22 protein-coding genes and 3 pseudogenes are annotated in these 23,561 nt (G+C 69.4%); 15 read left to right on the forward strand and 10 right to left on the reverse strand.

The genetic code is table 11. The features are described from left to right. The first annotated feature begins 161 nt into the window (after positions 1 to 161). The 6 genes and pseudogenes from FVE25_RS45035 to FVE25_RS56610 all read left to right on the forward strand — a co-directional run. Positions 162 to 785, forward strand: a complete 624-nt coding sequence (locus FVE25_RS45035; RefSeq protein ID WP_157253675.1) for a TetR/AcrR family transcriptional regulator — start codon at positions 162 to 164, stop codon at positions 783 to 785. Continuing rightward, positions 782 to 1,543 carry an SDR family NAD(P)-dependent oxidoreductase gene (locus FVE25_RS45040; protein WP_157253676.1) on the forward strand — a complete coding sequence of 254 codons (762 nt, stop codon included), beginning with the start codon at positions 782 to 784 and terminating at the stop codon, positions 1,541 to 1,543. Before FVE25_RS45035 ends, FVE25_RS45040 begins: the two co-directional genes overlap by 4 nt. Positions 1,544 to 1,558: 15 nt before the next feature. Beyond that, positions 1,559 to 1,897: an antibiotic biosynthesis monooxygenase family protein gene (locus FVE25_RS45045; protein ID WP_157253677.1), complete on the forward strand. Its 339-nt coding sequence runs from the start codon at positions 1,559 to 1,561 to the stop codon at positions 1,895 to 1,897. A gap of 193 nt (positions 1,898 to 2,090) precedes the next feature. Beyond that, positions 2,091 to 3,416 carry a DUF4158 domain-containing protein gene (locus FVE25_RS56605; protein WP_181019916.1) on the forward strand — a complete coding sequence of 442 codons (1,326 nt, stop codon included), beginning with the start codon at positions 2,091 to 2,093 and terminating at the stop codon, positions 3,414 to 3,416. Between the two features lie 343 nt (positions 3,417 to 3,759). After that, positions 3,760 to 4,164: pseudogene (locus tag FVE25_RS57210) on the forward strand (Tn3 family transposase); the annotation flags it as partial. A gap of 82 nt (positions 4,165 to 4,246) precedes the next feature. Continuing rightward, a pseudogene (locus FVE25_RS56610) lies at positions 4,247 to 5,029 on the forward strand (Tn3 family transposase); the annotation flags it as partial. Between the two features lie 101 nt (positions 5,030 to 5,130). Here the strand turns inward: FVE25_RS56610 and FVE25_RS45070 are convergent. Next, positions 5,131 to 6,594: a carboxylesterase/lipase family protein gene (locus tag FVE25_RS45070; RefSeq protein WP_157253679.1), complete on the reverse strand. Its 1,464-nt coding sequence runs from the start codon at positions 6,592 to 6,594 to the stop codon at positions 5,131 to 5,133. Positions 6,595 to 6,863: 269 nt separating this feature from the next. Beyond that, positions 6,864 to 7,070, reverse strand: a complete 207-nt coding sequence (locus FVE25_RS45075; protein ID WP_219825935.1) for a hypothetical protein — start codon at positions 7,068 to 7,070, stop codon at positions 6,864 to 6,866. 540 nt (positions 7,071 to 7,610) lie between these two features. On the opposite strand from FVE25_RS45075, the gene FVE25_RS45080 reads away from it, so the two are divergent. Beyond that, positions 7,611 to 8,618: a tyrosine-type recombinase/integrase gene (locus tag FVE25_RS45080; protein WP_246268458.1), complete on the forward strand. Its 1,008-nt coding sequence runs from the start codon at positions 7,611 to 7,613 to the stop codon at positions 8,616 to 8,618. 617 nt (positions 8,619 to 9,235) lie between these two features. After that, complete coding sequence (locus tag FVE25_RS45085; RefSeq protein WP_157253680.1) at positions 9,236 to 10,081, forward strand: hypothetical protein; 846 nt, start codon at positions 9,236 to 9,238, stop codon at positions 10,079 to 10,081. A 51-nt stretch (positions 10,082 to 10,132) separates the two neighbouring features. On the opposite strand, the gene mihF is transcribed toward FVE25_RS45085, so the two are convergent. Both mihF and FVE25_RS45095 read right to left on the reverse strand, forming a co-directional pair. Next, on the reverse strand, positions 10,133 to 10,432 hold the full coding sequence (mihF, locus tag FVE25_RS45090; RefSeq protein WP_181019917.1) for an integration host factor, actinobacterial type: 300 nt from the start codon (positions 10,430 to 10,432) through the stop codon (positions 10,133 to 10,135). A gap of 162 nt (positions 10,433 to 10,594) precedes the next feature. Next, positions 10,595 to 11,083, reverse strand: coding sequence for a DUF6326 family protein (locus tag FVE25_RS45095; protein WP_157253681.1), 489 nt, complete (start codon positions 11,081 to 11,083; stop codon positions 10,595 to 10,597). 375 nt (positions 11,084 to 11,458) lie between these two features. Here FVE25_RS45095 and FVE25_RS45100 point away from each other — a divergent pair, with 375 nt between their 5' ends. Then, the gene (locus tag FVE25_RS45100; RefSeq protein ID WP_157253682.1) at positions 11,459 to 12,133 is read left to right on the forward strand and encodes a TetR/AcrR family transcriptional regulator; all 675 of its coding nucleotides are present in this window, start codon (positions 11,459 to 11,461) and stop codon (positions 12,131 to 12,133) included. Positions 12,134 to 12,250: 117 nt separating this feature from the next. Here the strand turns inward: FVE25_RS45100 and FVE25_RS45105 are convergent. Continuing rightward, positions 12,251 to 12,379, reverse strand: a pseudogene (locus FVE25_RS45105) (IS982 family transposase); the annotation flags it as partial. Between the two features lie 185 nt (positions 12,380 to 12,564). Between FVE25_RS45105 and FVE25_RS45110 the strand changes: the two are divergent. The 3 genes from FVE25_RS45110 to FVE25_RS45120 are packed head-to-tail and all read left to right on the forward strand — an operon-like array spanning position 12,565 to position 14,637. Further along, on the forward strand, positions 12,565 to 13,812 hold the full coding sequence (locus FVE25_RS45110) for a bifunctional glycosyltransferase family 2/GtrA family protein (protein WP_157253683.1): 1,248 nt from the start codon (positions 12,565 to 12,567) through the stop codon (positions 13,810 to 13,812). A gap of 52 nt (positions 13,813 to 13,864) precedes the next feature. Further along, complete coding sequence (locus FVE25_RS45115) at positions 13,865 to 14,065, forward strand: hypothetical protein (protein ID WP_157253684.1); 201 nt, start codon at positions 13,865 to 13,867, stop codon at positions 14,063 to 14,065. Next, positions 14,062 to 14,637 (forward strand): hypothetical protein, encoded by a 576-nt coding sequence (locus FVE25_RS45120; RefSeq protein ID WP_157253685.1) that lies wholly within the window; start codon positions 14,062 to 14,064, stop codon positions 14,635 to 14,637. The genes FVE25_RS45115 and FVE25_RS45120 overlap by 4 nt, the downstream gene beginning before the upstream one ends. On the opposite strand, the gene FVE25_RS45125 is transcribed toward FVE25_RS45120, so the two are convergent. Both FVE25_RS45125 and FVE25_RS45130 read right to left on the reverse strand, forming a co-directional pair. Then, on the reverse strand, positions 14,623 to 15,282 hold the full coding sequence (locus FVE25_RS45125; RefSeq protein WP_157253686.1) for a LuxR C-terminal-related transcriptional regulator: 660 nt from the start codon (positions 15,280 to 15,282) through the stop codon (positions 14,623 to 14,625). The genes FVE25_RS45120 and FVE25_RS45125 overlap by 15 nt on opposite strands. Before the next feature lie 262 nt (positions 15,283 to 15,544). Continuing rightward, positions 15,545 to 16,705 (reverse strand): L,D-transpeptidase, encoded by a 1,161-nt coding sequence (locus FVE25_RS45130; protein WP_246268461.1) that lies wholly within the window; start codon positions 16,703 to 16,705, stop codon positions 15,545 to 15,547. A gap of 229 nt (positions 16,706 to 16,934) precedes the next feature. On the opposite strand from FVE25_RS45130, the gene FVE25_RS45135 reads away from it, so the two are divergent. Next, the gene (locus FVE25_RS45135) at positions 16,935 to 17,993 is read left to right on the forward strand and encodes an acyltransferase family protein (protein WP_246268463.1); all 1,059 of its coding nucleotides are present in this window, start codon (positions 16,935 to 16,937) and stop codon (positions 17,991 to 17,993) included. Between the two features lie 86 nt (positions 17,994 to 18,079). Here the strand turns inward: FVE25_RS45135 and FVE25_RS45140 are convergent, their stop codons facing one another. Continuing rightward, the gene (locus FVE25_RS45140; RefSeq protein WP_157253688.1) at positions 18,080 to 18,835 is read right to left on the reverse strand and encodes a DinB family protein; all 756 of its coding nucleotides are present in this window, start codon (positions 18,833 to 18,835) and stop codon (positions 18,080 to 18,082) included. 135 nt (positions 18,836 to 18,970) lie between these two features. Continuing rightward, positions 18,971 to 21,196 (reverse strand): SF1B family DNA helicase RecD2, encoded by a 2,226-nt coding sequence (gene recD2 / locus FVE25_RS45145; protein ID WP_157253689.1) that lies wholly within the window; start codon positions 21,194 to 21,196, stop codon positions 18,971 to 18,973. Positions 21,197 to 21,413: 217 nt separating this feature from the next. Between recD2 and bla the strand changes: the two genes are divergently transcribed. Both bla and FVE25_RS45155 read left to right on the forward strand, forming a co-directional pair. Then, the gene (gene bla / locus FVE25_RS45150) at positions 21,414 to 22,316 is read left to right on the forward strand and encodes a class A beta-lactamase (protein ID WP_157253690.1); all 903 of its coding nucleotides are present in this window, start codon (positions 21,414 to 21,416) and stop codon (positions 22,314 to 22,316) included. A 20-nt stretch (positions 22,317 to 22,336) separates the two neighbouring features. Continuing rightward, positions 22,337 to 23,263: a CE1 family esterase gene (locus FVE25_RS45155; RefSeq protein WP_157253691.1), complete on the forward strand. Its 927-nt coding sequence runs from the start codon at positions 22,337 to 22,339 to the stop codon at positions 23,261 to 23,263. On the opposite strand, the gene FVE25_RS45160 is transcribed toward FVE25_RS45155, so the two are convergent. Beyond that, positions 23,238 to 23,555, reverse strand: a complete 318-nt coding sequence (locus FVE25_RS45160) for an ArsR/SmtB family transcription factor (protein WP_157253692.1) — start codon at positions 23,553 to 23,555, stop codon at positions 23,238 to 23,240. The genes FVE25_RS45155 and FVE25_RS45160 overlap by 26 nt on opposite strands. Between the last annotated feature and the right edge of the window lie 6 nt (positions 23,556 to 23,561).

Here is a 23,561-nt window from a genome sequence, read left to right on the forward strand (position 1 = left end):
GGCCTTGCGGAGCCGTCTGGTGATCTTCTCTGGGAATCGAGCGTTTCTGAGAGCATCTTTGGATGCGGACAGTGAAATGCCGACCGGATAGCCGAGGTTGACTGGACCGTAGTCAAGCAGGTGCTTGACAACCTCACTCAATCTTACCCATCATCTGCTTGATGGATAACGAAAGGCAACCGGCTCGCCAGCGACTCAAGGCCGACGAGCGGCGGCGGCAGATCATGGAAACCGCCTTCGATATGCTCGCGGACAAAGGTTTCGAAGGCTTGCGGACCCGCGACGTCGCCGAACGCGCGGGGATCAACAGTGCGACGCTGCACCACTACTTCCCCACGAAAGAGGCGCTGATCGAGGGGATCGCGGCCCACGTGGAGCAGCTCTACATGCGGGACCGCGCACCCGAGCGGGACGCGGACGAGACCACGCCGACTGCACTGGGCAGGCTACGACAGGAGTTCGCCGACGTCGCCTACATCTGGCGGGAGCACCCGCGGACCTGGGCGGTCTCGCGGGAGTTCATGCTTCGTGCGCCGCGCGACCCGGCGGTGGCGAAGGTCATCGGGCAGCTGAACGAGCGGTGGCGCGCCGGCGTCGAACGCCTTCTCGCTGAGGGGCGGGACGCGGGCGTGTTCCGCGCCGATCTCGACCCCGCCGCAGCCGCCGTTGCCGTGGTGGGCGCCTTGTGGGGCTCGATCATGCTCACACAACCCACCCGAGCCCAGTTCGATGCCGTCTGCCACGAGATCGAGACATGGCTTCTCGGAGAGGAACAGCAGAGATGACACCATCAATACTGGCCGACAAGGTCGCCATCATCACCGGAGCCAGTCGCGGCATCGGCGCACAGACAGCACAGCGATTCGCCCAGTGCGGCGCCAAGGTCGCCGTGAACTACCTGCGCAACCACACCGCCGCGGAAGCCGTGGTAGGCGCGATCGCAGATGCCGGCGGGGACGCGATCGCCGTGCCGGCCGACGTGCGTGACCCCGACGCCGCGGCGAGCATGGTCGCCGCAGTGACCAAGCAGTGGGGGCCGCCCGACACACTGGTTCTGAATGCGGACGCGGGCGGCTTCCGGCCAACCCCGGTCATGGGGCTCGACTTCGCTGCATACGAGTCACGGCTGGTGGACGAGATGAAGGCCGCGTTCACCCCGGTGAAAGCCGTGCTGCCGGGCATGCTCGACAAAGGACACGGCAGCATCCTCGCGATCAGCAGCGCCCTTTGCCGTGCCCCGGTTCCTGGCTTCTCGCTGCTGGCGGTCAGCAAGGGCGCGCTCGAAGCCTTCGTGCGCGCGCTTGCCGTGGAACTCGGCCCGCACGGTATTCGGGTCAACACCATCGAAGCCTCGATGATCCAGGACGAGAACAGCAGCGTCGTTGACGACGAGCAGCAGAAAGAACTACGCGAGTGGATCCCACTGCGCCGCCTCGGCCGACCAGACGACATCGCCGGCACCGCCACGCTGATCGCCTCCGACCTGGCCGGCTTCGTCAACGGCGCGTCCATCCCGGTCAACGGCGGCCAAGTCCTCTACTGAACCCAGGAGCATCCCATGACCGTGATCGAAAGCAACCAGGGCGTGATCACCCAGATCAACGTCTTCGACGTCGACCCGGACAAGGTCGACCTGCTCGTCGCCACCCTCCAAGAAGCGGCACGAACCGTCACCCACGTACCGGGCTGGATGTCGGCCAACCTCCACGTCTCCCTCGACCGCACCAAGGTCACGAACTACGCCCAATGCGCCAGCAAGGAGGCATGGGACGCCGTCATGGAGGTGGTCTACGCCAACGGCTTCATCGGCAAACTCACCGCCATCGCACGACCCAACCCCTGTCTCTACAACGTCGTCTGGACACTCGACCACACCCAAGTGACAGCAGGCCCGTAGCCAGCCGAGCTCTTCGGGCTCTGCACGGAGCTAGAGCACAGGCGGGACTTCCGACACGCGTGCAACCCGACCGTCATGAGCTGTACAACGGTGATCATGACTGGCGTGAGACTGGCACAATTCGCCACGTAATTGGTCATGTCGATCATCTGGCCTGACCGCTGCTGATATCCGAGGGCGCCTTCACCGCGGCGTGCGGGGTGGGGGCGCCCTGGTGTGCCTGGAGGCCCCTACGCCGGTCAGTTTCCTGTCCGCCGAGCAACGTAGCCGATACGGCGTCTTCAACGCCGTGCCCGACATCGCGCAACTGGGCGCCTTCTTCCACCTGGATGCCGCTGACCGGCGGCGGGCGATGGCCGCCAATGGGGCGCGTAACCAGCTCGGCTTCGCCGTCCAGCTTGGTACGGCCCGGTTCTTGAACTGCTTCCTGGCCGATCCGGAGGATGTGCCGGTGGTGGTGGTCGACTACGTCGCCGAGCAGCTCGGCCTGGACGCCTCCGTGTTGAAGGGGTACGGGGAGAAGGAGGCGCGCTGGGATCACCAGAAGCAGATCCGCCAGGCCTACGGCTTTGAGGTGTTCGAGGAGCACGCGTTCGCGCTGGCGTGCTGGATGCATCGGCGGGCCTGGTCGAACAGCGAACGCCCGATCGTGCTGCTGGACCTTCTCACTCACCGCCTGGTGGAGTCGAAGATCTTGCTGCCTGGGGTCAGCACGGTGGAGCGGATGATTTCGGAGATCCGCGAGCGGGTCGCGCTGCGCCAGTACAAGATCCTCGCCGCCGCGCCCAGCCCGGGGCAGAAGAGCGCGCTGGAGGAGCTGGTCGCGGTGGCCGAGGGTCGGCGGGTCTCGGGGCTGGACCGGCTGCGCAAGAGCCCTACCGATGTGTCCGGCGCCGGGGTGGGCAAGGCGCTGGAGCGGCATGTGGAGCTGCGCGGCCTGGCCGCGGCGGCGTGGGATCTGTCGGCGGTGCCGGCCGGGAAGGTGGCGGCGCTGGCCCGATTCGCCAAGGCCGCCCGGGCCAGGGCGGTCGCGGACCTGGCCGGGGATCGGAAGCTGGCCACCCTGGTCGCCTTCGCCGCGGTGATGGAGCCGGTCTCGGCCGATGAGGCGATCGAGGTGTTCGATCTGGCGACGGGTGACCTGCTGCGCACCTCGGCGCATCGGGCGGGCAAGGAACGGCTGCGCACGCTCAAGGACCTGGACACGGCCGCGATCGTGCTGCGCGAGGTGTGGCTGGCGATCCGGGACGTGACCGCCGACCCGGACGGCGATGTGCGGGCCGCGCTGGACGGCATGGACCTGCCGGCCATCCACGCCGCGGCCGAGGTCATCGGCGAGCTCGCGCAGGAGCCTGATGAGGATTTCCAGGACCAGCTGCTGCAGCGCTATGCCACCGTCCGCCGGTTTCTGTCCAAGCTGCTGAAGATCATCGACTTTCACGCCGGGGCGGGTCTTCCCCAAGCGCGGCGAGAACGCCGGCAGGGTCAACACGGTGGCCACCGTCGAGCGGCTGCGTGAGTGCCTGCGCCGTCATGAGGTGTTCGTGCCCGGCCTGCCCAAGTGGGGCGATCCCACCGCCGGGCTGCTGGCCGGACCGGCGTGGGAGCGGGCCCGCGCCAAGGTGTGCCGCGGCCTGGGCCTGTCGGCCGAACCTGGGACCGACACCGAGCGGTGGGCGCGCACCCTGGATTTCGCCTACAAGCAGCTGGCTGCGGGCCTGTCGGGTGAGGAGGGAGTGCGCAACGAGTGGTTGCGCATCGAGAAGTCCCCCGAGGGCAAGGAGCACCTGGTGCTGACCGGGCTGGAGGCGCTGGACGAGCCCGCCTCGCTGACCGCGCTGCGCGCCGACGTCGAGGCCCGCATGCCCATCGTCGACCTGCCCGAGGAGCTGCTGGAGGTGCACTCGTGGACCGGCTGCCTGGACGCCTTCACCCACGTGTCCGGCGAGGCACCCTCCCGGCGAAAGGACATGGTCAAGTCGATCGCCGCCGTTCTCGTCGCGCAGGCCATGAACGTCGGGATGCGGCCCATGGCCAGCGAGCACGAGCCCGCGCTCGCCCTGGACCGGCTGTTTTGGGCCGAGCAGAACTACTTCCGCGCCGCCACGCTGACCGCCGCCAACGCCGCCCTGGTCGACTACCACGCCACCCAGGAGATCGTGCAGATTTGGGGCGGCGGCGAACTGGCCTCGGCCGACGGGCTGCGCTTCGTCGTCCCGGTCAAGACCATCAACGCCGGGCCGAACACCAAGTACTTCGGCAAGGGCAAAGGTGCACGCGCGTCACCTACTACAACTTCACCTCTGATCAGTTCACCGGCTTTCACGGCATCGTCATCCCGGGCACCCCAAGGACTGGTACTACATCCTGGAAGGCCTGCTGGAACAGGAGACCTCGCTGCGGCCCACCGAGATCGTCTCCGACACCGCCGGCTCCTCCGAGCTGGCCTTCGGCGTCTTCCGGCTGCTGGGCTGGCAGTTCTCCCCGCGCCTGGCCGACGTCGGCAGCGCCACCCTGTAACGGGCCGATCCGGCCGCCTTCTACGGCCGCCTCAACACGATGATCAAAACCCGGGTGAACATCGGCCTCATCAACGACCACTGGGACGACCTGCTGCGCGTGGCCGGCTCCCTGCACACCGGCAAGGTGCGCCCGGCCGAGCTGTTTCGCTACCTGACCGGCGGCGGCACCCCCACCCCGATCGGCCGCGCGCTGATGGAGCTGGGCAAGCTGGATCGCTCCACCTATCTGGCCTCCTACTTCAACGACGAGCTGCTGCGCCGCCGGGTCAACACCCAGCTGAACCGGCAAGAGGCCCGCCACACCCTGGCCCGCAAGATCTTCCATGGGCAGAAGGGCGAACTACGGCAGAAGTACAAGGAAGGCCAGGAAGATCAACTAGGAGCTCTGGGGTTGATGACCAATGTCTGCATTTTGTGGAACACCGTCTACACGGCCCGGGCGCTGAAGCAGATCCGCGCCGAGGGCAAGAAGATCGCCACCGCCGACATCGCCCGCCTGTCCCCGCTCGGGTTTGAGTGGCTGAACTTCCTGGGCCGCTACAACTTCTCCCTGCCCGAGACCGTCCGCGAGGGCAACTTCCTGCCGCTGCGCACCCCTGGCCAGCAGTAGCTGCCCGGTTCAGGCCGCCGGTTCCGGCAGAGCCCTCCGCCAGGGCGCAGCGGGCCGGATGTCGATCCCGACAGGGCGCGCGGTCCCGCGCACGTTGTCGGTCAGGTGGTTGCCGGTGCGTCGTCGGTGCGGACGGCGCTGGGGGTGTCGGCCCACAGGATCTGCCGGTCGGGGCCGTATTCGGGCCAGGTGAGTTTGCCGGCGACGGTGAAGTCGCTCCAGATGCGGTACAGCTCGCCGGCGAGGGCGTGGGGTGGGTTGGGGCCGGCCATGCCGTCGGGGCCGGTGACGGTGGGCAGGGTGTCGAAGACGAACGGCAGGATGAGGCTGTGGCAGGCGCCCAGGCGTCCGTCCAGGGCGGGAGATGGCCACCCGAACTCGAAGAGGTGGGTGGGGCCGGTGTGCGCGGCGGCCAGGCGGCGGGTGGGCAGACGGAAGATCAGGTCGGTCATCGCTGCGGTCAGCACGTGCCCGGCGATGTTCCCGTCGCGGCCGAGCCCGTAGCCGTCCAGGATCTGGGCGGCGTCGGGGTGGGTTGCGGACAGGGTGGCGACGGCCTGGGCGTCGTCGGTGGAGTCGTAGATCCCTGCGGGGATCATGGTCAGGTTGACCTCCTGGCGGGCGGTGCCGGCCAGCAGGGCGACCTCGCTTCCCGCCCCGGCGGCGATGGCGGCCGCGGGCGGGCCGGGCAATACCTCGTCGCCGTAGACCGGGGTGTAGGGCAGGAACCCGCAGAACGGATCCAGGCCGTTCTCATCGCGCAGATCCAGGCCCCAGGCGGCGCCCTGGACGGCGATGAGTTCTTCGCTGGTTTTGGCGGCGAACGCCGCCGCGGTCGCCGGGACTCCGAGCGCGGCGGCGAGCCCGGCGGTGAGGGTGCGAGCCAGTGCCGAGGGCCGGACCATCTCCGGGTGACCGCTGGCCACGATCGCCCGCTGGAACAGGCCCCGGGCCAGGGGGGAGGCGAGCAGGCAGGCGATGCTCGCGCCGCCGGCCGACTCGCCGAACACGGTGACCTGGCCCGGGTCGCCGCCGAAGGCCGCGATGTTGTCGGCGACCCAGCCCAAGGCGGCGATCTGATCGCGCAGCCCGCGGTTGCTCGCGGCGCCGTCCAGGTGCAAGAACCCCTCGATGCCCAGCCGGTAGTTGATGCTCACCAGCACGATCCACGACCGGGCGAAGGCGGTCCCGTCGCAGGCGGGGACCAGGCCGGCGCCGGTGACGTAGCCGCCGCCGTGGATGAACACCAGCACCGGCAGTCCCGAGCCGCCCGGATCGGGCGTCCAGACGTTGACCGTCAGGTACTCCTCGCCCTTGCGCCAGCCCTGCCCGGTCATCCCGGCCAGGTCCAGGCCGGGCAGCGGCGGGTTGGTCGCCTGCGGGGCGGTCGGACCCTGCCTGCTCGCCTCCCGCACGCCGTCCCACGCCTTCACCGGCGACGGGGCGGCGAACCGCAACGCCCCCACCGGAGCCGCCGCGTACGGGATGCCCAGGAACCGGGCGACCCCGTCCGTCATCCCCCCGCGCACACGCCCGGCCGTCGTCGCCACCACAGGATTCGCCATGATCTCTACCCCCGATGAAACATCCACTCCGGCGACCGCGCCACCTTCGGCCCGGCGCCGCTTCACAGAGCCCGCCCGCGACAGACCACCCCCTCCATTCCGGAGGTCAGGGTCGATCCCCGCACGACGTGCTCACCCACGCTAGGCACCCTTGCGGAACCTGTGATTCCTCAATGTTCCTTTGGCGTCTCAATTTCCTCCTGGTTATCCCGGGGATGTGCACCGGCTCCAGCGCGGCGGCGACCTCCGCCTCGGATGAAATCGCGACGTCAGATATTGGAATGCCTGGTGGGGCATTGGCTGACGTCAGCGGCGTAGGTGGCCCAGTCGCCTGCGAGGTGGCGCTGCCAGGAGACAGCAACGTCGATGTGCCAGCCGAGGGTTCGGGCGAGGACCGCGGTGGGGATCTCGGTGGCGAGTTGGAAGAGCGCGGTGTTGCGGTCTTGGCTGGGCCGGATGCCGAGGTGGCGGAGCACGTGAGGGGAGATGCCGGCGTCGGCATGGGCGTCCTCGCCGACCCTCCTGCACGATCTCCCGGATACGCGGCGCGCTCAGCCGTACACCCCGCCGCCCGACGAACAACGCCTTCCCGCTGTCGGCGGCGACGTCGCCGCGTACGGTCAGCGCGGTCAGCGCGGTCCGGGCGTCGGCGTGCAGACCGGCCACCACTCGATAGGCGTCACCCTTGCCCGAGCCGACGACGGCCTTTCCCAGGCGGGCCGAGATCGCGACGTCGTCGAGATCGAGGGCGGCCGGCTCCGACACCGGCAGCCCGGAGAACAGCAGCGTGAAGCAGATCGCCCGATCAGTTGCCCGCCCTTACCGCGCCATACCGCTGTTCGGCGAGGACGCCGGCCACCGCTGGATCGACCTGGCCGATGCGTACGACAGCGACTTGACCCCCGAGTCGGTCCTGACCCTCCACGTCTGGTTCTGGCACACCACCGGGGAACGGCAGCGGGGCCCGTTCGCGCGAACTTCTGAGAACAGCGTGTTCCCGGAAATAGAATCCCGGTGTGACTTCCGAGAATCCGACTTCGGCCGGGTCACAACCTCCGCCACCAACTTCCGAGAATACGGAGCCGGGCGCAGGTGACGTTCCCGCCAGGCCGCGCGGCGCCCGTCCCACCGCGCTGCCCGCGCACTACGAAGACCTGCTCGCCGACTACACCAGCCTGCTGCAGGAGGTACCGCTGGCGGTCGACACCCGCCGCACCTACGCCTCGGGCGTGCGGATGTACCTGGCGTGGCTGGCCGACCGGCCCGCCGCCGACGGCGACCCGCTGGCCGGCGCCCGCGACTGGGCCGTGCGCGACTACCGCCTCTACCTGCTACGCGAGGCCGACCCCAAACGCTCGGTGCGCTACGTCAACAACGCCCTGGCCGCCCTGGACGACTTCCACCTGCGGCGCGGCCTGGGCAAGGCCAACATCGCCCGCGAGGACATCCCCAAGACCGCGCCCAAGGCCATGGACACCAACGCGCAGATCCGCTGGCTGCGCGCCATCGAGGCCTGGCCCCGCCCGCGTGACCGCGCGCTGGCCCTGCTGCCCTTCTACGCCGGGCTGCGCATCGGCGACGCCGTCGCCCTGGACGTGCCCGACGTGCGCATCTCCGCCCGCAAAGGCGTCCTGGTCGTCTACGGCAAGGGCGGCAAGGTCCGCGAGGTGCCCATCCACCCCCAGCTCCGCCAGCCCCTGCTCACCTGGCTGGACGAGCGCCGCACCTGGCCCGGCGCCATCAGCGGCAAGGCGCTGTTCCTCAACCGCCGCGGCGGCCGCCTGTCCGCCCGCGCCGCCTCCACCGTGTTCACCGCCATCGCAACCGCCGCCGGGCTGGAAGAGGCCACCACCGCCCACATCGGCCGCCACACCTTCGTCACCCAGCTGATTCGCGGCGGCGAAGACCTCGTCACCGTCGCCGAGCTCGCCGGCCACTCCCGCCTGGACACGCTGCGCGTCTACAGCCAGCCCACCGACGAGGACAAGCACCACGCGCTGCGCCACCTCACCATCGATCGCTGACCCCGTGGGGAACACGCCGATGACGACTCCCCGTCCGCCGGACGACCCACCGGCCGGCGCACTCGCCACCCGGCTATCGGCACTGGCCGCCGACATCACCGCCGCCACCCAGCCAGGCGGCCAGGCCGCGCCGGTCACCCTCGCGCACGCCTGCCGCGGCTTCGTGATCGCCGGTGCCGTCAGCGGCCTGCTCGAGGAGTACGCCGTGCCCCGCCGCGACGCCTTCGCCGTCTGCGACGACTACTGCAACCGCATCGTCGCCATGCTGAGCAAGGTGCTCGGCGAGCGCCTGCTACGCCGCTACGCCCACGGCACCCGCCGCACCGACCTGGCCGCCCTGCTGCGCCATGGCGAGGCCGAGTTGCTGCAGGCCACCCCCGACGACATCGACCACATCGCTCGTGCGATGGTCACCCTCGCCGCGGCGCTGCAGGACGCGCTCGCCCCCTGCCGGACGACCAGAGCCTGCCTACGACCACACGTGGCGCCGCCCGCATGGCCGCCGACGCCGCCACCATCCTGCACTCCCACTACGGCGGTGACTCCGGCGGCTGGTAGCCACCAGCCGCGCCTGCTCACCCGCCCGACCCCGCCAGCCCGCGAAGGGAAGGAGCACGATGAGCAGCCCCACCTCGCCCGATCCCGCCCAGCCACTCCGCGACGACCTGGTCTTCGCCTGGTCCTCGGCGATCAACATCAGCCTGGACGAGGCCACGCCCGCCGAGCCGCAGGCCGTACGCCGAGCGCTGCAGGCCCACGCCGACCAGGTCCACGCCCACATCGAGCTCCTGCTCACCCACGTCCGCGCCGACCCCGCCCGGCTGGCCGCCCTTCCCGCCGCCGCCCAGCAGAGCATCACCGAACTCCAGGTCCGCAACGCCGAACCAGGGATGGCACGCTGCTACCTGATCGCCGCCGAACTCGCCCAGCAGGCTCTCACCCGCATCCGCGAGGCCGGCGCCGAACACGACCCCAAGGCCCAGCACGCGCTCGCCGAGGCCATCGAAGACAGCTGGTTGCCCACCGTCGAGCCCTTCCGCCCCGGACCGCTCGACCGCCACCGGCTCCCGCGCCGCCTGGCCCGCCGCCTCAACCCCCGCTGGTGGTACCGCCGCCACCGGCTCCAGGCCGCCCCGCTCGACCACAACCCGGCCGACGCCCCACATGCCATCGCCATGATCAGCATGACGTGGCGCAGCTACCGCATCGCCAAGATCGGCTACATGATCTGCCACACCTGCCGCCAAGGCCTGGTGTGCAAGGTCTCCGTGGCCGGTGGATACCGAGACCTCGGCCTCGGCCGCCGACTCGTGCTCGCCGCGCACGCCACCGGCCCCGACTACGAGTGGACCACCACCCCGCAATACGACACCGCCGAACGCTTCTGGCAGCGCATGGCCCGCACCACCGGCGCCTCCTATTGCGACGACCTGCTCACCCCCGAAACCCGCTGCCCCACATGAACCCCACACCCCCTCGCCAACGAGAAGAGGCATAGCTGGGAGGATCCGAACCTAGCGCGCAAGCGCGGTGAGCAGCCGCTCGCACTGCGCCTCCCCCAGGCCACCGATGCGTCGCTTCACCTCGACCCCGCACGTCGCCATCACCGCGGCGACCGTCGCCGGACCCAAACCAGGCACCGCCCGCAGCACCTGAACGACCCTCATCCTCTGGACAACGGTTTCTTCCTCCGCCCGGGCGAACACCTCCGCCACCGTGACCGTCCCGGCTCGGACCCCGGCCAACAGCTCACTGCGCGCCTTGCGCGTCTCGGCGGCCTTCACCACGGCCAAAGCCCGCTGCTCAGGGGTCAACGCCGGTACCGCCTGGATGGTCTCCTCGCATATCAGCTATCCCTCGCCACGCCGTAGGCCCGACGAGGATGTCGACCTCCATCATGGAGCACTGTCAACAAATGTGACAGTAACCCCGGTTCGCCGTACCGCTCCTACTCGCAGGCCGACTTACACGGATACCTACTGTCGAACGTCCTGTCGAAGGTCGGTCGTCGCGGGACCGGCTGGGACGGCGGGGGTTCGCGGCCATGTCCAGGCGGAGCGCAGGACGAAGGCCAGGAGTAGCACCTCGATTCCGATGGAGAGGCCGTAGAAGGAGGCCCAGGCCCACGACTCCCCTGCCGCGTTGAACACCGAGTAGGGGATGTAGAGCGATGCAACGACGAGGTTCGTGGCGCGGTTCATCCGGGCGGGCAGCGTCATGGAGAGCATCACCATCACGGCCGGGATCGCCACGGACGCGAGCATGAAGGTCAACAACGTCGGGCTGACGTCGAACTCGAAGACGACGCCAGCCAGGATGTTGCCGACGGTGCCGGGCTTGTAGAGGTGGAAGTAGTCGACGTAGATGTAGAGGAACATGAAGCTGGTCCATGCGGCGGCGAGCTTGACCTGCACGGGGACCGGCGGGTTGTCGAGCAGGTCCGGGGTTTTCGTCCGGATGGTCATCGGTTCTTCTTTCGAGAGGAGCGGTCCCTCCGCCGGAGTGGCGGCAGGGATGTACCGAGGCCGCGCCCACCTGGACGAGCACGTCGCCTCGACCGGGCAGCGGTAGCCCGGCCTCGGACGACTCGAGCACTGAGGGCGGGCCGTAGCGGTGCCGCCCGGCGGCCCGCATCGTCGTCGCCCCGGCCGGACTCGTCCCCCGGCACCAGGCGTGCTCCGGCATTCGATCGCTGTTCAATTCCCACAGAAGCCTCCTCACGTCCGAGCTGCGACTCTGGCCGGGTCGTACATCGTACGTCGTACACTGTACTAACGACGTACACTGTACCATGACCGTACGGTGGACGATTGTCAAGCCGTTCGAGCGAGAGGAGATCCGTGTCTGCGAGGGAACAGCGCCAGGTCGCGTCGGACGCGGCGCTGAGCAAGCAGCGGGTGGTGGTCGAGGCGATCCGGCTCGCCGACGGCGAGGGGGTCGACGGGCTGAGCATGCGCCGGCTGGCCGGCGCTCTCGGCGCGGGCGCGATGTCGCTCTACCACTACGTGGCGAGCAAGGAGGAGTTGCTGGACGCCATGATCGACATCGTGTTCGAGGAGATCGAGCTCCCGCCCGAAGAGACCGACTGGCAGTCAGCGATGCGACGCCGGGCGATATCCGCCCGCCAGGTTCTCGCCCGCCACCCGTGGGCGATCGGCCTGATGGAGTCGCGGACATCGCCAGGGCCCGCGAACCTCCGCCACCGCGAAGCGGTCACCGCCTGCCTGCGGAGGGCTGGCTTCTCGTTCTTGATGGCGACACACGCCAACTGGTTGCTCGACAGCTACGTCTACGGCTTCGCCCTGCAGGAAGCCAGCCTGCCGTTCGACACCGCCGATGAGCTCGCGGACATGACCGAGGACGTCTTCCTGCCCCAGCTTCCTCCTGACGAGTTTCCCTACCTCAACGAGTCCGCCGCGGCGCTCGTCGCTGCCGGCTACGACCCGGCGGAGGAGTTCACCTTCGGCCTCGACCTCGTCCTAGCCGCCCTCGAGCCCCTGAGAGCCTCCGCATAGCGACGCTCACGGACCGTCGCGCGGCCCTCTGCACCGCAGGCTCCGCAGACGGCGCCGAAGTGCCCCGTACGGCCGGCGCCGCAACAACGTCACTGATGCCAAGGGGTTTGGCTGTGGCTAGTGGTCGTAGGCGATCAAGGACCGTTTGACGGGCTTGCCGGTCTTGTCGTTGTGCCAGATCACGGTGATCAGCGCGTGCACACGGATCAGGACGCGGATGATGACACAGGCCGGGGTCCGTCCTCCACGGGTCATCGGAGTCGATCATGGCGCCGGGGCGGTCTGCTGTTCGAGGCGCTGCAAGACGCGGGCGCGCCGCCGGCGGCAGGCCGGAGCGAACTACGGCGACCCCCGGCGCTCACATCGCTCACACAGGCACATGCGAAGACTGCTCTCATGACAGATGTGCGAGCAGGCACGTGGTGAGGCGCATGACCGGACATGCCGTGACCGCGCGAGACGGCACCTCTCCGCCTTCCGGGCTGACCGCCACGGTGGAGATCGTGGTGCCCGTCCACAACGAGGAGCGGGCGCTGCCCGGTTGTATCGACGTTCTCCGTGACTATCTGAAGCGCTGTTTCCCTTTCGGATGGACCATCACCGTGGTGGACAACGCCAGCACCGACCGTACCCCCGCGGTCGCGGCCGAGCTGGCCGAGCGGTATCGCGACGAGCTCCGGTTGGTACGGCTGGAGCGCAAGGGGCGAGGGCTGGCGCTGCGTACGGCGTGGGCGCGCAGCCAGGCGGATGTCGTGGTGTACATGGACGTCGATCTGTCGACGGGGCTGGATGCGCTGTTGCCGTTGACGGCGTCGCTGGTCAACGGGCACTCCGATGTGGCGATCGGCTCCCGGCTGGCACGCGGGGCGCGCACGTTACGCGGGCCGCGCCGGGAGATCATCTCGCGGGCGTACAACGCGTTGATCCGGTGGACGCACGGGGTGGGGTTCACCGACGCGCAGTGCGGGTTCAAGGCCGCCAGGACGGCGGTGATCCGGCCGCTGCTGGACAAGGTCGAGGACGACGGGTGGTTCTTCGACACCGAGCTGCTGTTACTCGCCGAGTACAACGGTCTGCGCGTGCAGGAGGTGCCGGTGGACTGGGTGGAGGACGCCGACAGCAGGGTGCAGGTGTTCTCCACCGCAGTCGAGGACGTCAAGGGGCTGATCCGGGTGGCTCGGGCCAAGGCGTCGGGGGCGGCGCGCGTACCGGATCTGCCGCGGCGCCCCGAACCGCGCCCCGCCCATCCCGACGCCGTGCTGACCAGCAGGAGCGGCGGGCTGCTGTGGCAGGTGGTGTCGTTCGGCGTCATCGGGGTCCTGTCCACGGTGACGCATCTGGGCCTGTACGCGCTGCTGCGGATGTGGCTGCCCGTCCTCGGGGCGAACCTGGTGGCCCTGACGCTGACCGCCGCGCTCAACACCGAGGCCAACCGCCGTTTCACCTTCGTCTCCTCTCGCGGCTCCGCCACACATACGCACCTGCTCGGGCTGGTGGTGTTCGCCCTGTATTACGGGCTCACCTCCGTCGCGCTGCTCGGGCTGCATGCCCTCGCCGCGAACCCGCCGCACGCTCTGGAGCTGATGGCGCTGGTCTGCGCCTGCGTGTTCGGTACGGCGGGGCGGTTCGTGCTGTTACGCGGCTGGGTCTTCCGCCGGGCCGGTGGCGACGGCACCTGACAGGACATGGGCATGATGGTCAATTTCGAGATCACCTGACACCCTTTTCTCCATGGCCAAGTTTCTGGCGTGGCTCAGCCACAAGTGGTGGCAGGGTGTCGCGGCATTACTCGCCGTGGTCGCGATCGGCGTTGCCTTTTACCTGGAGGCCGACAAGCCTGACAGCCCTCCGCAAACCACGATCAGCGTGACCGGGGATTGCAACGCCATCGGAAACTCGACCGCCAACTGCCCGGAAAAGGCGCCCAAGTGAGGTGGGCGCGGATCCCGGCCACGATAGCGCTGTTATCCATCCCGGTCACCGCCTGCGCGGACGCCTCCACGGGCAGCACCGAGGTCGCGGTGACCGGCGACTGCAACGCGATCGCGAATTCGACCACGAACTGCACCATCTACACTCCGCCGCCACCTCCTCCCGCCTACACCCCGCCTCCGCCGACGCCGGAGAAATCCGCGTGTCAGCGGGCGACGAACATCCTTAACCGCATCGCCATCGCCCCTACGGACCGTGAAGGCGTATCCGATTTCTACCGCGAACTCGCCCGCGACCTCCTTGCGGAATCGGACGACGCTCCCGCCCCGCTGGCGGAAACCCTGCGCGACTTCGCCGGGAACTACGCCGACCTCGCCGATGCCTACAGAGAGGGGTGGGACGCCATCGAGGAGATCGAGGCTTACACGAAACTGGGCAGACCGCTGACCCCTTATGAGGATCAGGCCGTTCAGACGCTGCGCGAGAAAGCGCAGGCGGCTCAGGACCGCGCAAAATCCATTGGCGAGCGGGTGTCCGGCAATTTCGATGACCTGACGTCAGACTGCGGATGAGAGCGACGCCTGGCCGAGGTAGGCGAGAACGGCGCGCACCCGCCTGTTGCCTTCGGCCGCTCTGAGGTCGAGCTTGGCGAAGACGCTGCTCGCGTGCTTGACCACCGCGGCCTCCGTGAGGGTGAGCCGCTCGGCGATCGCCTGATCGGTCAGCCCTTCGGCCACCAGCGCCAGCACCTCGCGCTCGGCCGGGGTCAGCCGGGTCAGCGGATGCCGGGCCACCAGGCTCCGAACCACCTGCGGATCGACCACGGTCTGCCCGGCCGTCACCCGCCACACGGCGTCGAGGAAGTCGGCGACATGCCCGACCCGGTCCTTGAGCAGGTATCCCAGCCCCACGCCCGAGCGGCCGCCGGCCAGCGGCTGCGCCGCCTGGGCAGAGGCGGCGTCCTGCGCCAGCGCGAGCACCGGCAGCTGCGCGAACCGCCGCCGCACCTCCATGACCGCGCCGAGCCCCTCGTCACCACGGCCAGGCGGCAGCCGTACCTCGGTGATCACGACGTCGGGGCGCAGGTCCGCGACCGCCCGCAGCAGCTGATCCAGGTTTTCCACGGCGGCGACCACGTGGAAGCCGCCATGGGCGAGCAGCCGGACGAGGCTCTCGCGCAGCAGCGCGCATTCGGCGGCCAGGATCACCCGGAACACGGCGCCTCCACCCCTGGGGAGGGCCGTCTGAACAGGCGTCGCCGCATCGCCACCGGGACGGGGCCCATGTGCAACCTCCCGCTCAACAGCGAGTAAAGGTTCCAGTTCGATGGTAGGCGAAGAAACCCGGCGGCGAGCGCCTCGCATAGAGGCGGAGCGGCGACGATGAGATGGCCGAGGGGCGAACAACGGCGGGCCATGCGACATCATGCGACGGGGTCATGCGAAAACCCCCGGCCGAAACCGGGGGCTTTCGGGCGGCCTACGCCTTGCCGTGCAGGGCGCTGCCCTTCTTCCACTGCTTGAACGACATCTGCCAGAAGCCCCAGCCGTTGTTCCACTCCAGCTCACGGTCGGTGCCGACGATGTCGACGACGTCACCGCGCTGCATGTTGTCGTGGAACCACCTGGCCTGGTCCGGGCGGGAGTTGATGCAGCCGTGGCTGACGTTGCGCACGCCCTGCGCCCAGGTGTTGTTCTTGGCGTGGACGTACTCGCCCGAGTTGGAGATGCGCACGGCGTGGTTGATCATCACGTCGTAGTAGCCCGGGTCGCCCTTCTTGCGGCCGGGAGAGATCATCCGTACCGGATTGCCACGCTCCATCGTCAGGTGGACGCCGGAGGTGGTGGTGTACTCGCGGGTCGTGGCCATGCCCGCGCTGATGCGCATGGTCAGCTTGCGCTTGCCGTCCACGTAGACGTACATCATCTTCTTGCGGGTGTCGATCTTGCTGACCTGCTTCTTGCCGACCTGCAGTGTGGCCTCGTAGTCCTTGGAACCGTAAAGACCCTTGCCGCCCTTGACACCCTCGATGTCCGCGTGGAACTTGATCTTCTGGTGCGCGGGCCAGTACTTGGCGGTGCGGTAGATGACGTAGGTGTCGTCGATCCAGCGCCAGGCGCCCTCGACCGGCTTCTCCGCCTCGACCTTCAGCGCGGCCTCGACGGCGGCCTTGTCCTTGATCGGCTGGTCGAAGCGGACCATGATCGGCGCCCCCACGCCGATCTTCTCGCCCTTGGCGTTGGGCGTGACGTCCGTGACCTTGAACTGGCGCTCGGGCTTGTTCGTGGTGAAGGCGCTGGCCGCCTGCGTGCCGCCGGACTTGGCGGTCACGTTGTAGCCGGTGCTCGGCTTCAGCGGGACCGCGGAGACCCAGCGGGTCTTGTCGGTACTGAACTTGCCCTCGACCTGCTCACCCCCGGCCTGGACGACGACCTCGTCCAGCACGCCGCCGGCGACCTCGACCACGACCTTCTTGTCCGGGCTCACCTTGGCGGCCCCCTGCTCAGGCGTGATCTTGATGACCGGCGCCTGCGGCGTCGCCGCGGCCTGGCCGGACTTGCCCGGCTGTCCCCCCGGACCGGCCGGAGCGCCACCACCCGAGCACGACGCGGTCAGCGCGGTGGCGACCACCAGCGCCACACCCGCCGCGGGCCTCCTCCAACCGGGCACTGTACTCACTACGGACCTCTCCCCCATTTACCTAAAACAACTCCCAAAACCTTAATGCTCCTCCTTGTGTGACGCAGAATCATTCGGGAGAGTTCGGTCACATTTCGATCACTCAGTGAGGTCAAGCCCAGGTCAAGGGCGTTTCAAGTTCGCTGGTAGGGCATAGCCTGAGCGGATGCTTAGGGCCGGACCGCAAAGGATGAGCAAAAGGCTCGCGTGGCTGGATGCGCTGCGCGGGCTGGCCGCCGTCCTCGTGGTCTACGAGCACGCCATCGCCGCCCTCTGGCCCGCCATGCACCAGGCGAGCGGGTTCTGGTTCGCCGCCGGATGGTGCGGTGTCATGGTGTTCTTCCTGGCCAGCGGCTACATCGTGCCCGCCTCACTGGAACGCCGCGACAACATGCGCGCGTTCTGGATCGGCCGCGCCTTCCGCCTCTACCCCCTGTGGGCGCTGTGCGTGGCCGGCGCCCTCCTGCTCTTCCCCGTCACCGGCTCGCCCTTGGCCCACCTGAGCATGCTCCAGGACCTGCTCGGCGTGCCCAGCGCCGTCAGCGTCCTGTGGACCCTCTCCTACGAGATGGCCTTCTACCTGCTGGTGAGCGCCCTGTTCACGCTCGGCGCCCATCGCCGCAGCACCGAACTCGCCCTCGTCCTGACCGCCGCCGCCCTCGCCGGCGCCACCCTGCTGCCCACGGGCCTGCTCACCGGCGCCCCGCTCGTGCCCCTGGCCGTCCTGGCCGCCGGCCTCGCCGCCGTCCTGAGTTCTCATGACCGGGTACGGCAGGCCGGCGCGGCCGTCCTCCTCGTGGCGGTCGTCGGCCTGCTCGCGGTCAACGGACGGCTGCCCGCCTGGCAGAGCCTCATCGTGGTGGCCACGATGTTCTCCGGCACCGCGTTGTACCGGGCCGAACAGGGGCAGATCAGCTGGGCCAAGGCGTGGCTGGTGCTGGCGGTGCCCGGCACCGGCGTGCTGCTGTCACCGGGCACCAACCTCAAGACCGCGTTCGTGGCCGCGTGGGCGATCTTCCTGGCCGGGATGGCGCTGCGCGGACGGCCGGTGCCGTACGTGCTGAGCTGGCTCGGCCTGGTGAGCTACTCGGTCTATCTGCTCCATCCGCTGCTGCTCCGGGTGCTGCCCGCGGTGTGGGCGGTACCGGCCACGTTCGCGCTCAGCGCGCTGACCTGGCGCTGGGTGGAGGCCCCTGCCCAGCGCCTGGGCCGCCGCCTGGCAGCGCGCCTCGCACCCGATCCGTCATGACCCGAAGGGGATGCCGTCGAAGGTGCCGGACAGGGAGGGCCGGGTGGCGGACTCGGCCAGGCCGAGCACCGGGCCCAGCAGCCAGTTCAGGCGCCGGCTTCGAGCACGGCGAGGTCGCGCACCGCATAACGGTGATGCTCGACCTCTTCCTGCAGCACCACCTTGAGGCAACGGCGCACGACGTACTCCTGGTCGGGATACGGGTCCGCCGGTTTGCGACCGCAGACCCGATCGAGCTCGGCCTCGGTGAGCTCGTCGACGATACGCCGCATCGTGGCCATGCGGGCGAACCGCGGCACGAGCGCCTCGTCGAGGGTCGGGGTGGCTTCGAGGGTGAGACCGAGCTTCGCCGTCTCGTCGGGTGGCATCCCGCTGTAAGGAAAGCCCAGCGGATGGTACGGCGCCGCCTCCTCCAGCACGGCATTGCCGAGCCAGGCATCGCCGGCGAACAGCAGGTGCCGTTGGGTCTCGACCAGCGACCACTCGCCGTTGACCTGCTCGTGCAACGTGGCCTCGGGCAACAGCCTGGCGCGGTCGAGTGTCGCCGCCCACAGCGCCTCGATGGCAGCCCAGGCAGCCCGGTAGTCGTCGGGGGATGCGGCCTCACGCGCCAGCACCCGCGTGGGGTGCCGCCGGTCGAGCTCGGCTTCGACGTAGGCGCTCACGTCGACGTCGTTGACGACGAGACGCTCGAAGTCGCCACCGAGGTAGACGTCGCTCCCATAGCAGTCGACGATCTTCAGGCCGCTGACCCCGCAATCGCGAATCTCGAGGCCGGCAAGGTCGGACAAGTGGATGCGGGCACCACGGAACTGGTCGCTCTGGGCGTACTCGGCAGCCATCAGGGCAGTCTTCCGCACCCGTCCCGCCTGCGCCACCTTTGGCACCTGAGTTTCATGTGTCAGGGATCCCGCGCGCCACGCCGTTGCGACTCGGCCGCGGGGACGATTCCGTTCTAGGGACCTGCTCCCAGCCCGTTATGTGACCGACAGGCGGTGAGTCAGGCCGGTGTGGCGGCGGCCGGCGCCGCGGGTGCGGATCGCCTGGCCCAGGGCGCGGCGTGAGCCCACGATCACCACGAGCTTCTTGGCCCGGGTGATGGCGGTGTAGAGCAGGTTGCGCTGCAGCATCATCCACGCGCTGGTGGCCAGCGGCACCACCACGCACGGGTACTCGCTGCCCTGGGAGCGATGGATGGAGACGGCGTAGGCGTGGGCCAGTTCGTCGAGCTCGTCGAAGGAGTAGTCGACGTGCTCGTCCTCGTCGGTGAGCACGGTGAGTTTGTGGTCGTCGGGTGAGATCGCCTCCACGACGCCGACCGTGCCGTTGAACACCCCGGCGGCGCCCTTGTCATAGTTGTTGCGCAGCTGGGTGACCTTGTCGCCGACCCGGAAGACCCGCCCGCCGTACCGGCGCTCGGGCAGGTCCTCGCGCGAGGGGGTCAGCGCTTCCTGCAGGGCCATGTTGAGCGCGCCCGCGCCGGCGGCGCCGCGGTGCATGGGCGCGAGGACCTGGATGTCGCGGCGCGGGTTGAGGCGGAACTTGCGCGGGATGCGGCGGGCCACCACGTCCACGGTCATCTGGGCGATCTCCTCCGGCTCCTCGCAGGGGAACAGGAAGAAGTCCTGCATGCCCTCCAGCACCGGATGCCGGCCGGAGTTGACCCGGTGGGCGTTGACCACCACGCCCGATTCGGCCGCCTGGCGGAAGATCTGCGTCAGCCGTACCCTCGGGATCTCCTCGGCGGCGAGCAGGTCCTTGAGCACCTCGCCCGCGCCGACCGACGGGAGCTGGTCGACGTCGCCGACGAACAGCAGGTGCGTGCCCGGCGCGATCGCCTTGACGAGCTTGTTGGCCAGCAGCAGGTCCAGCATCGACGCCTCGTCGACCACCACCAGGTCGGCGTCGAGCGGGTTGTCGCGGTCGAAGGTGGCCTCGCCGCCGGGGCGCAGCTGCAGCAGGCGATGGACCGTGGTGGCCTCATGCCCGGTCAGCTCGGCCAGCCGCTTGGCCGCGCGGCCGGTCGGGGCGGCCAGGATGACGCGGGCGCGCTTGGCGCGGGCCAGCAGCACGACGGAGCGGACGGTGAAGCTCTTGCCGCAGCCCGGGCCGCCGGTGAGGACCGCGACCTTCTCGGTCAGCGCCAGACGTACGGCCTGGCGTTGCTCGGCCGCGAGCTCGGCGCCGGTCTGGCTCTGCAGCCAGGTCTCGGCGCGTTCCCAGTCGACCTCCGCGAAGGATTTCAGCCGGTCGTGGCCGTTGCGCAGCAGCGCGTTGAGGCCGGCGGCGAGGGAGATCTCGGCCCGGTGGAAGGGCACCAGGTAGACGGCCGGGACGGTGTTCTCGCCCGCCGGGATCTCCTCGCGGACCACCTCGTCTGCGGCGGCCGACTCGTCCAGGCAGGCGGCGACGAGGTCGGCGGGCACGTCGAGGATCTTGACGGCGTCGCCGACGAGGTTGGGGGCCGGCAGGTAGCAGTGCCCGTCGTCGGCGGCCTGGGACAGGGTGTAGCGCAGCCCCGCCTTGACGCGTTCGGGGCTGTCGTGCGGGATCCCGACGGCCTGGGCGATGGTGTCGGCCGTCTTGAACCCGATGCCCCAGACGTCGTCGGCCAACTGGTACGGCCGAGTTTTCACGACTTCCACCGATTTATCGCCGTATTGCTTGTAAATCCGGACGGCGATGGAGGTCGACACCCCCACCCCCTGCAGGAAGATCATCACCTCCTTGATGACCTTCTGCTCCTCCCAGGCGGCGGCGATCATCTTCGTCCTCTTGGGCCCCAGCCCCGGCACCTCGACCAGCCGCTCCGGCTCCTTCTCGATGACCTCCAGCGTGTCGGTCCCGAAGTGCCCCACGATCCGCTCGGCCATCTTGGGCCCGATCCCCTTGATCAGCCCCGACCCCAGGTACCGCTGGATCCCCTGGACCGTGGCGGGCAGCACGGTGGTGTAGGACCAGACCTCGAACTGCCGGCCGTACCGAGGATGCGAGGTCCACCGCCCGGTCATCCGCAGAGACTCACCGACCTGCGCCCCGAGCAGCGGCCCCACCACGGTGAGCAACTCGTTCCCCGACCGCTCGGTGGCCACCCGCGCGATGGTGTAGCCCGAGGTTTCGTCGGCGTAGGTCACCCGCTCGAGGACCGCCGTGAGCTGCGTACTGGGCGCGCGTTCTTGCACGTGTCCCAGTAAATCAGCCATCGCCGACGGCAGCGGGCGTGCGGCCGCACCCGCGGCACCCCAAAAGCTGGGAACCGGCGGACGGCCAGGTCGGGCAAGGGATGCTGGTGTCATCGCCTTGACCAGGGTGTATAGGGATTCGGATATGAGTCGGCGGCCGATATCGCTATTGGACAAGATCCACGCAGACCTGTTTTGCTCCTGGCTTCCGCAACCCCGACCAGCAAGGACAGGTGACATGCGCCGAGCCGCCCTCACGATGACCGTCTCCCTCCTGGCCCTCAGCACCCTGACCGCCCCGGCCCAGGCCGCCGCCCGTCCATCCGTGAACGTGGACGTGGACGTGAACGTGGACCGCGAGCTGCGCGCCCTGGAGCAGTCGTTCGACGGCCGGATCGGCGCCTACGCCGTCGACACCGCCACCGGCAAGACCGTCGGCTACCGGGCGGGCGAGATCTTCCCGCTGCTGTCCACGTTCAAGGCGCCGTTGTGCGCGGCGGCGCTGCATCGGGCCCGCACGAGCGAGCGCGGCCTGATGAGCAAGCGGGTGACGTGGACGAAGGAGGACCTCAAGCCCAACTCCCCCGTGACGGAGAAGCACGTGGAGGACGGCTTGACCGTCGCCGAGCTGTGCGAGGCCACGATCACGCTGAGCGACAACACCGCCGGCAACATGGTGCTCAAGCAGATCGGCGGCCCGGGCGGGCTGACCCGGTACTTCCGCTCGCTGAAGGACCCGGTCTCCCGCCTGGACCGCTGGGAGACCGAGCTCAACGACTGGAAGCCCGGCGAGAAGCGTGACACCACGACCCCGGCCGCGATCTCCCGCGACCTGCGGGCGGTGTCGGCGGGCAACGCCCTGCACCCCAAGGACCGCGAGCAGCTGAACGCCTGGCTGGTCGCCAGCAAGACCGGCGGTGAGCGGATCCGCGCCGGGCTGCCGAAGTCCTGGACGGTGGGCGACAAGACGGGCACCAACACCGAGATCGGCGGGGGCAACGACATCGCGGTCATCTGGCCGGGCAAGTCGGCCAAGCCGATCATCATGTCGGTGTACACCACCCGCGAGACCCCGGCCGTGGACAACACGGTTCTGGCCAAGACCGCGACGATTCTGGCGCGAGCGCTGGGCAGGCTCTGACGTCATGCCATGATCGATGGATGGTCGCCCGGATCGTCTGCGCGCTGACGGCCGTCCTGCTGACGGCCGCCTGCGCGGGCGCACCCATGCACGAAACCAGCAGACCCACCGGGATCTCCTGCACGATCAAGCCGGGTGAGCACACCCTGCGGCACGCCGGGCTGAACCGCCGGTACCTGCTGGCACTCCCGGCGAGGGGCCGCGGCCCGTGGCCGATCGTGCTGAACCTCCACGGCCTCGGCTCCAACGCCGCCCGGCAGGCGCTCAGGAGCCGCCTGCCCCAGGCGGGCGCCGCCCGCGGCTACGCGGTCGTCACCCCTCAGGTCGCCCCGCGCCGCATGGCGTGGACGCTGCCCGGCTACTACGGCCCCGACGACACCGGCTATCTCACCACGCTCCTCGACACGCTCGTGGCCAAGGGCTGCGCGGTGAAGGGGCAGCAGTTCGCGGCGGGCATGTCCTACGGCGGCGCCATGTCCGCGGCGCTGGTGTGCGGGATGAACGGGCGGCTGGCCGCGGTGGCCCCCGTGGCGGGGTTCAATGTCGTGCCGCCGTGCGAGGAGGCCAGGCCGACCACGATCATCGCCTTTCACGGCACCGGCGACCAGACCGTCCCGTATCGGGGCGGTCATCCCTTCGCCCGCTCCGACAGCCGCCTGCGGACGCTGGCCAGGCTGGTGACGCTGCCCGCCGTGGAGAGCACGGCGCGCAAGTGGGCGGCGATCATGGGGTGCGGCGCCGCGGTCACCTCGAGGGTGAGGCCAGGGGTACGGCTGCGCGCATGGCGGGGCTGCCGGGAGGAGGCGAGCGTGCGCCTGTACACGATCGGCGGCGCCGGCCATGTGTGGCCCAGGCCCGGCTCGGGCGGCCGGATCGACGCGGCGGAGCTGATCCTGAACGCCTTCGACGCGGTGCGGAAGGCTAGGAGCGGGCGGCGGGGCGGCTGATCAGGGCCTCGATCAGGCCGGGGAAGACGTGGTCGAGGTCGTCGCGGCGCAGGGTGTTCATGCGGGCGGTGCCGACGTAGTACTGCCGGATCAGCCCGGCCTCGCGCAGCACGTTGAAGTGGTGGGTGGCGGTGGACTTGCTGACCGGGATGTCGAAGTCGCCGCATTTGATGTCCAGGCCGGTGGTGTCGAGCTGGGTGACGATGCTGCGCCGTACCGGATCGACGAGGGCCTCGAGCACCTGCTGGAGCGCGAACTGCGACGGGTCGGGGTGCGGCGGCGTGCGTTCCATGCCCCC

It is taken from the genome of Nonomuraea typhae, assembly GCF_009760925.1.
Taxonomy (GTDB): Bacteria; Actinomycetota; Actinomycetes; order Streptosporangiales; family Streptosporangiaceae; genus Nonomuraea; species Nonomuraea typhae.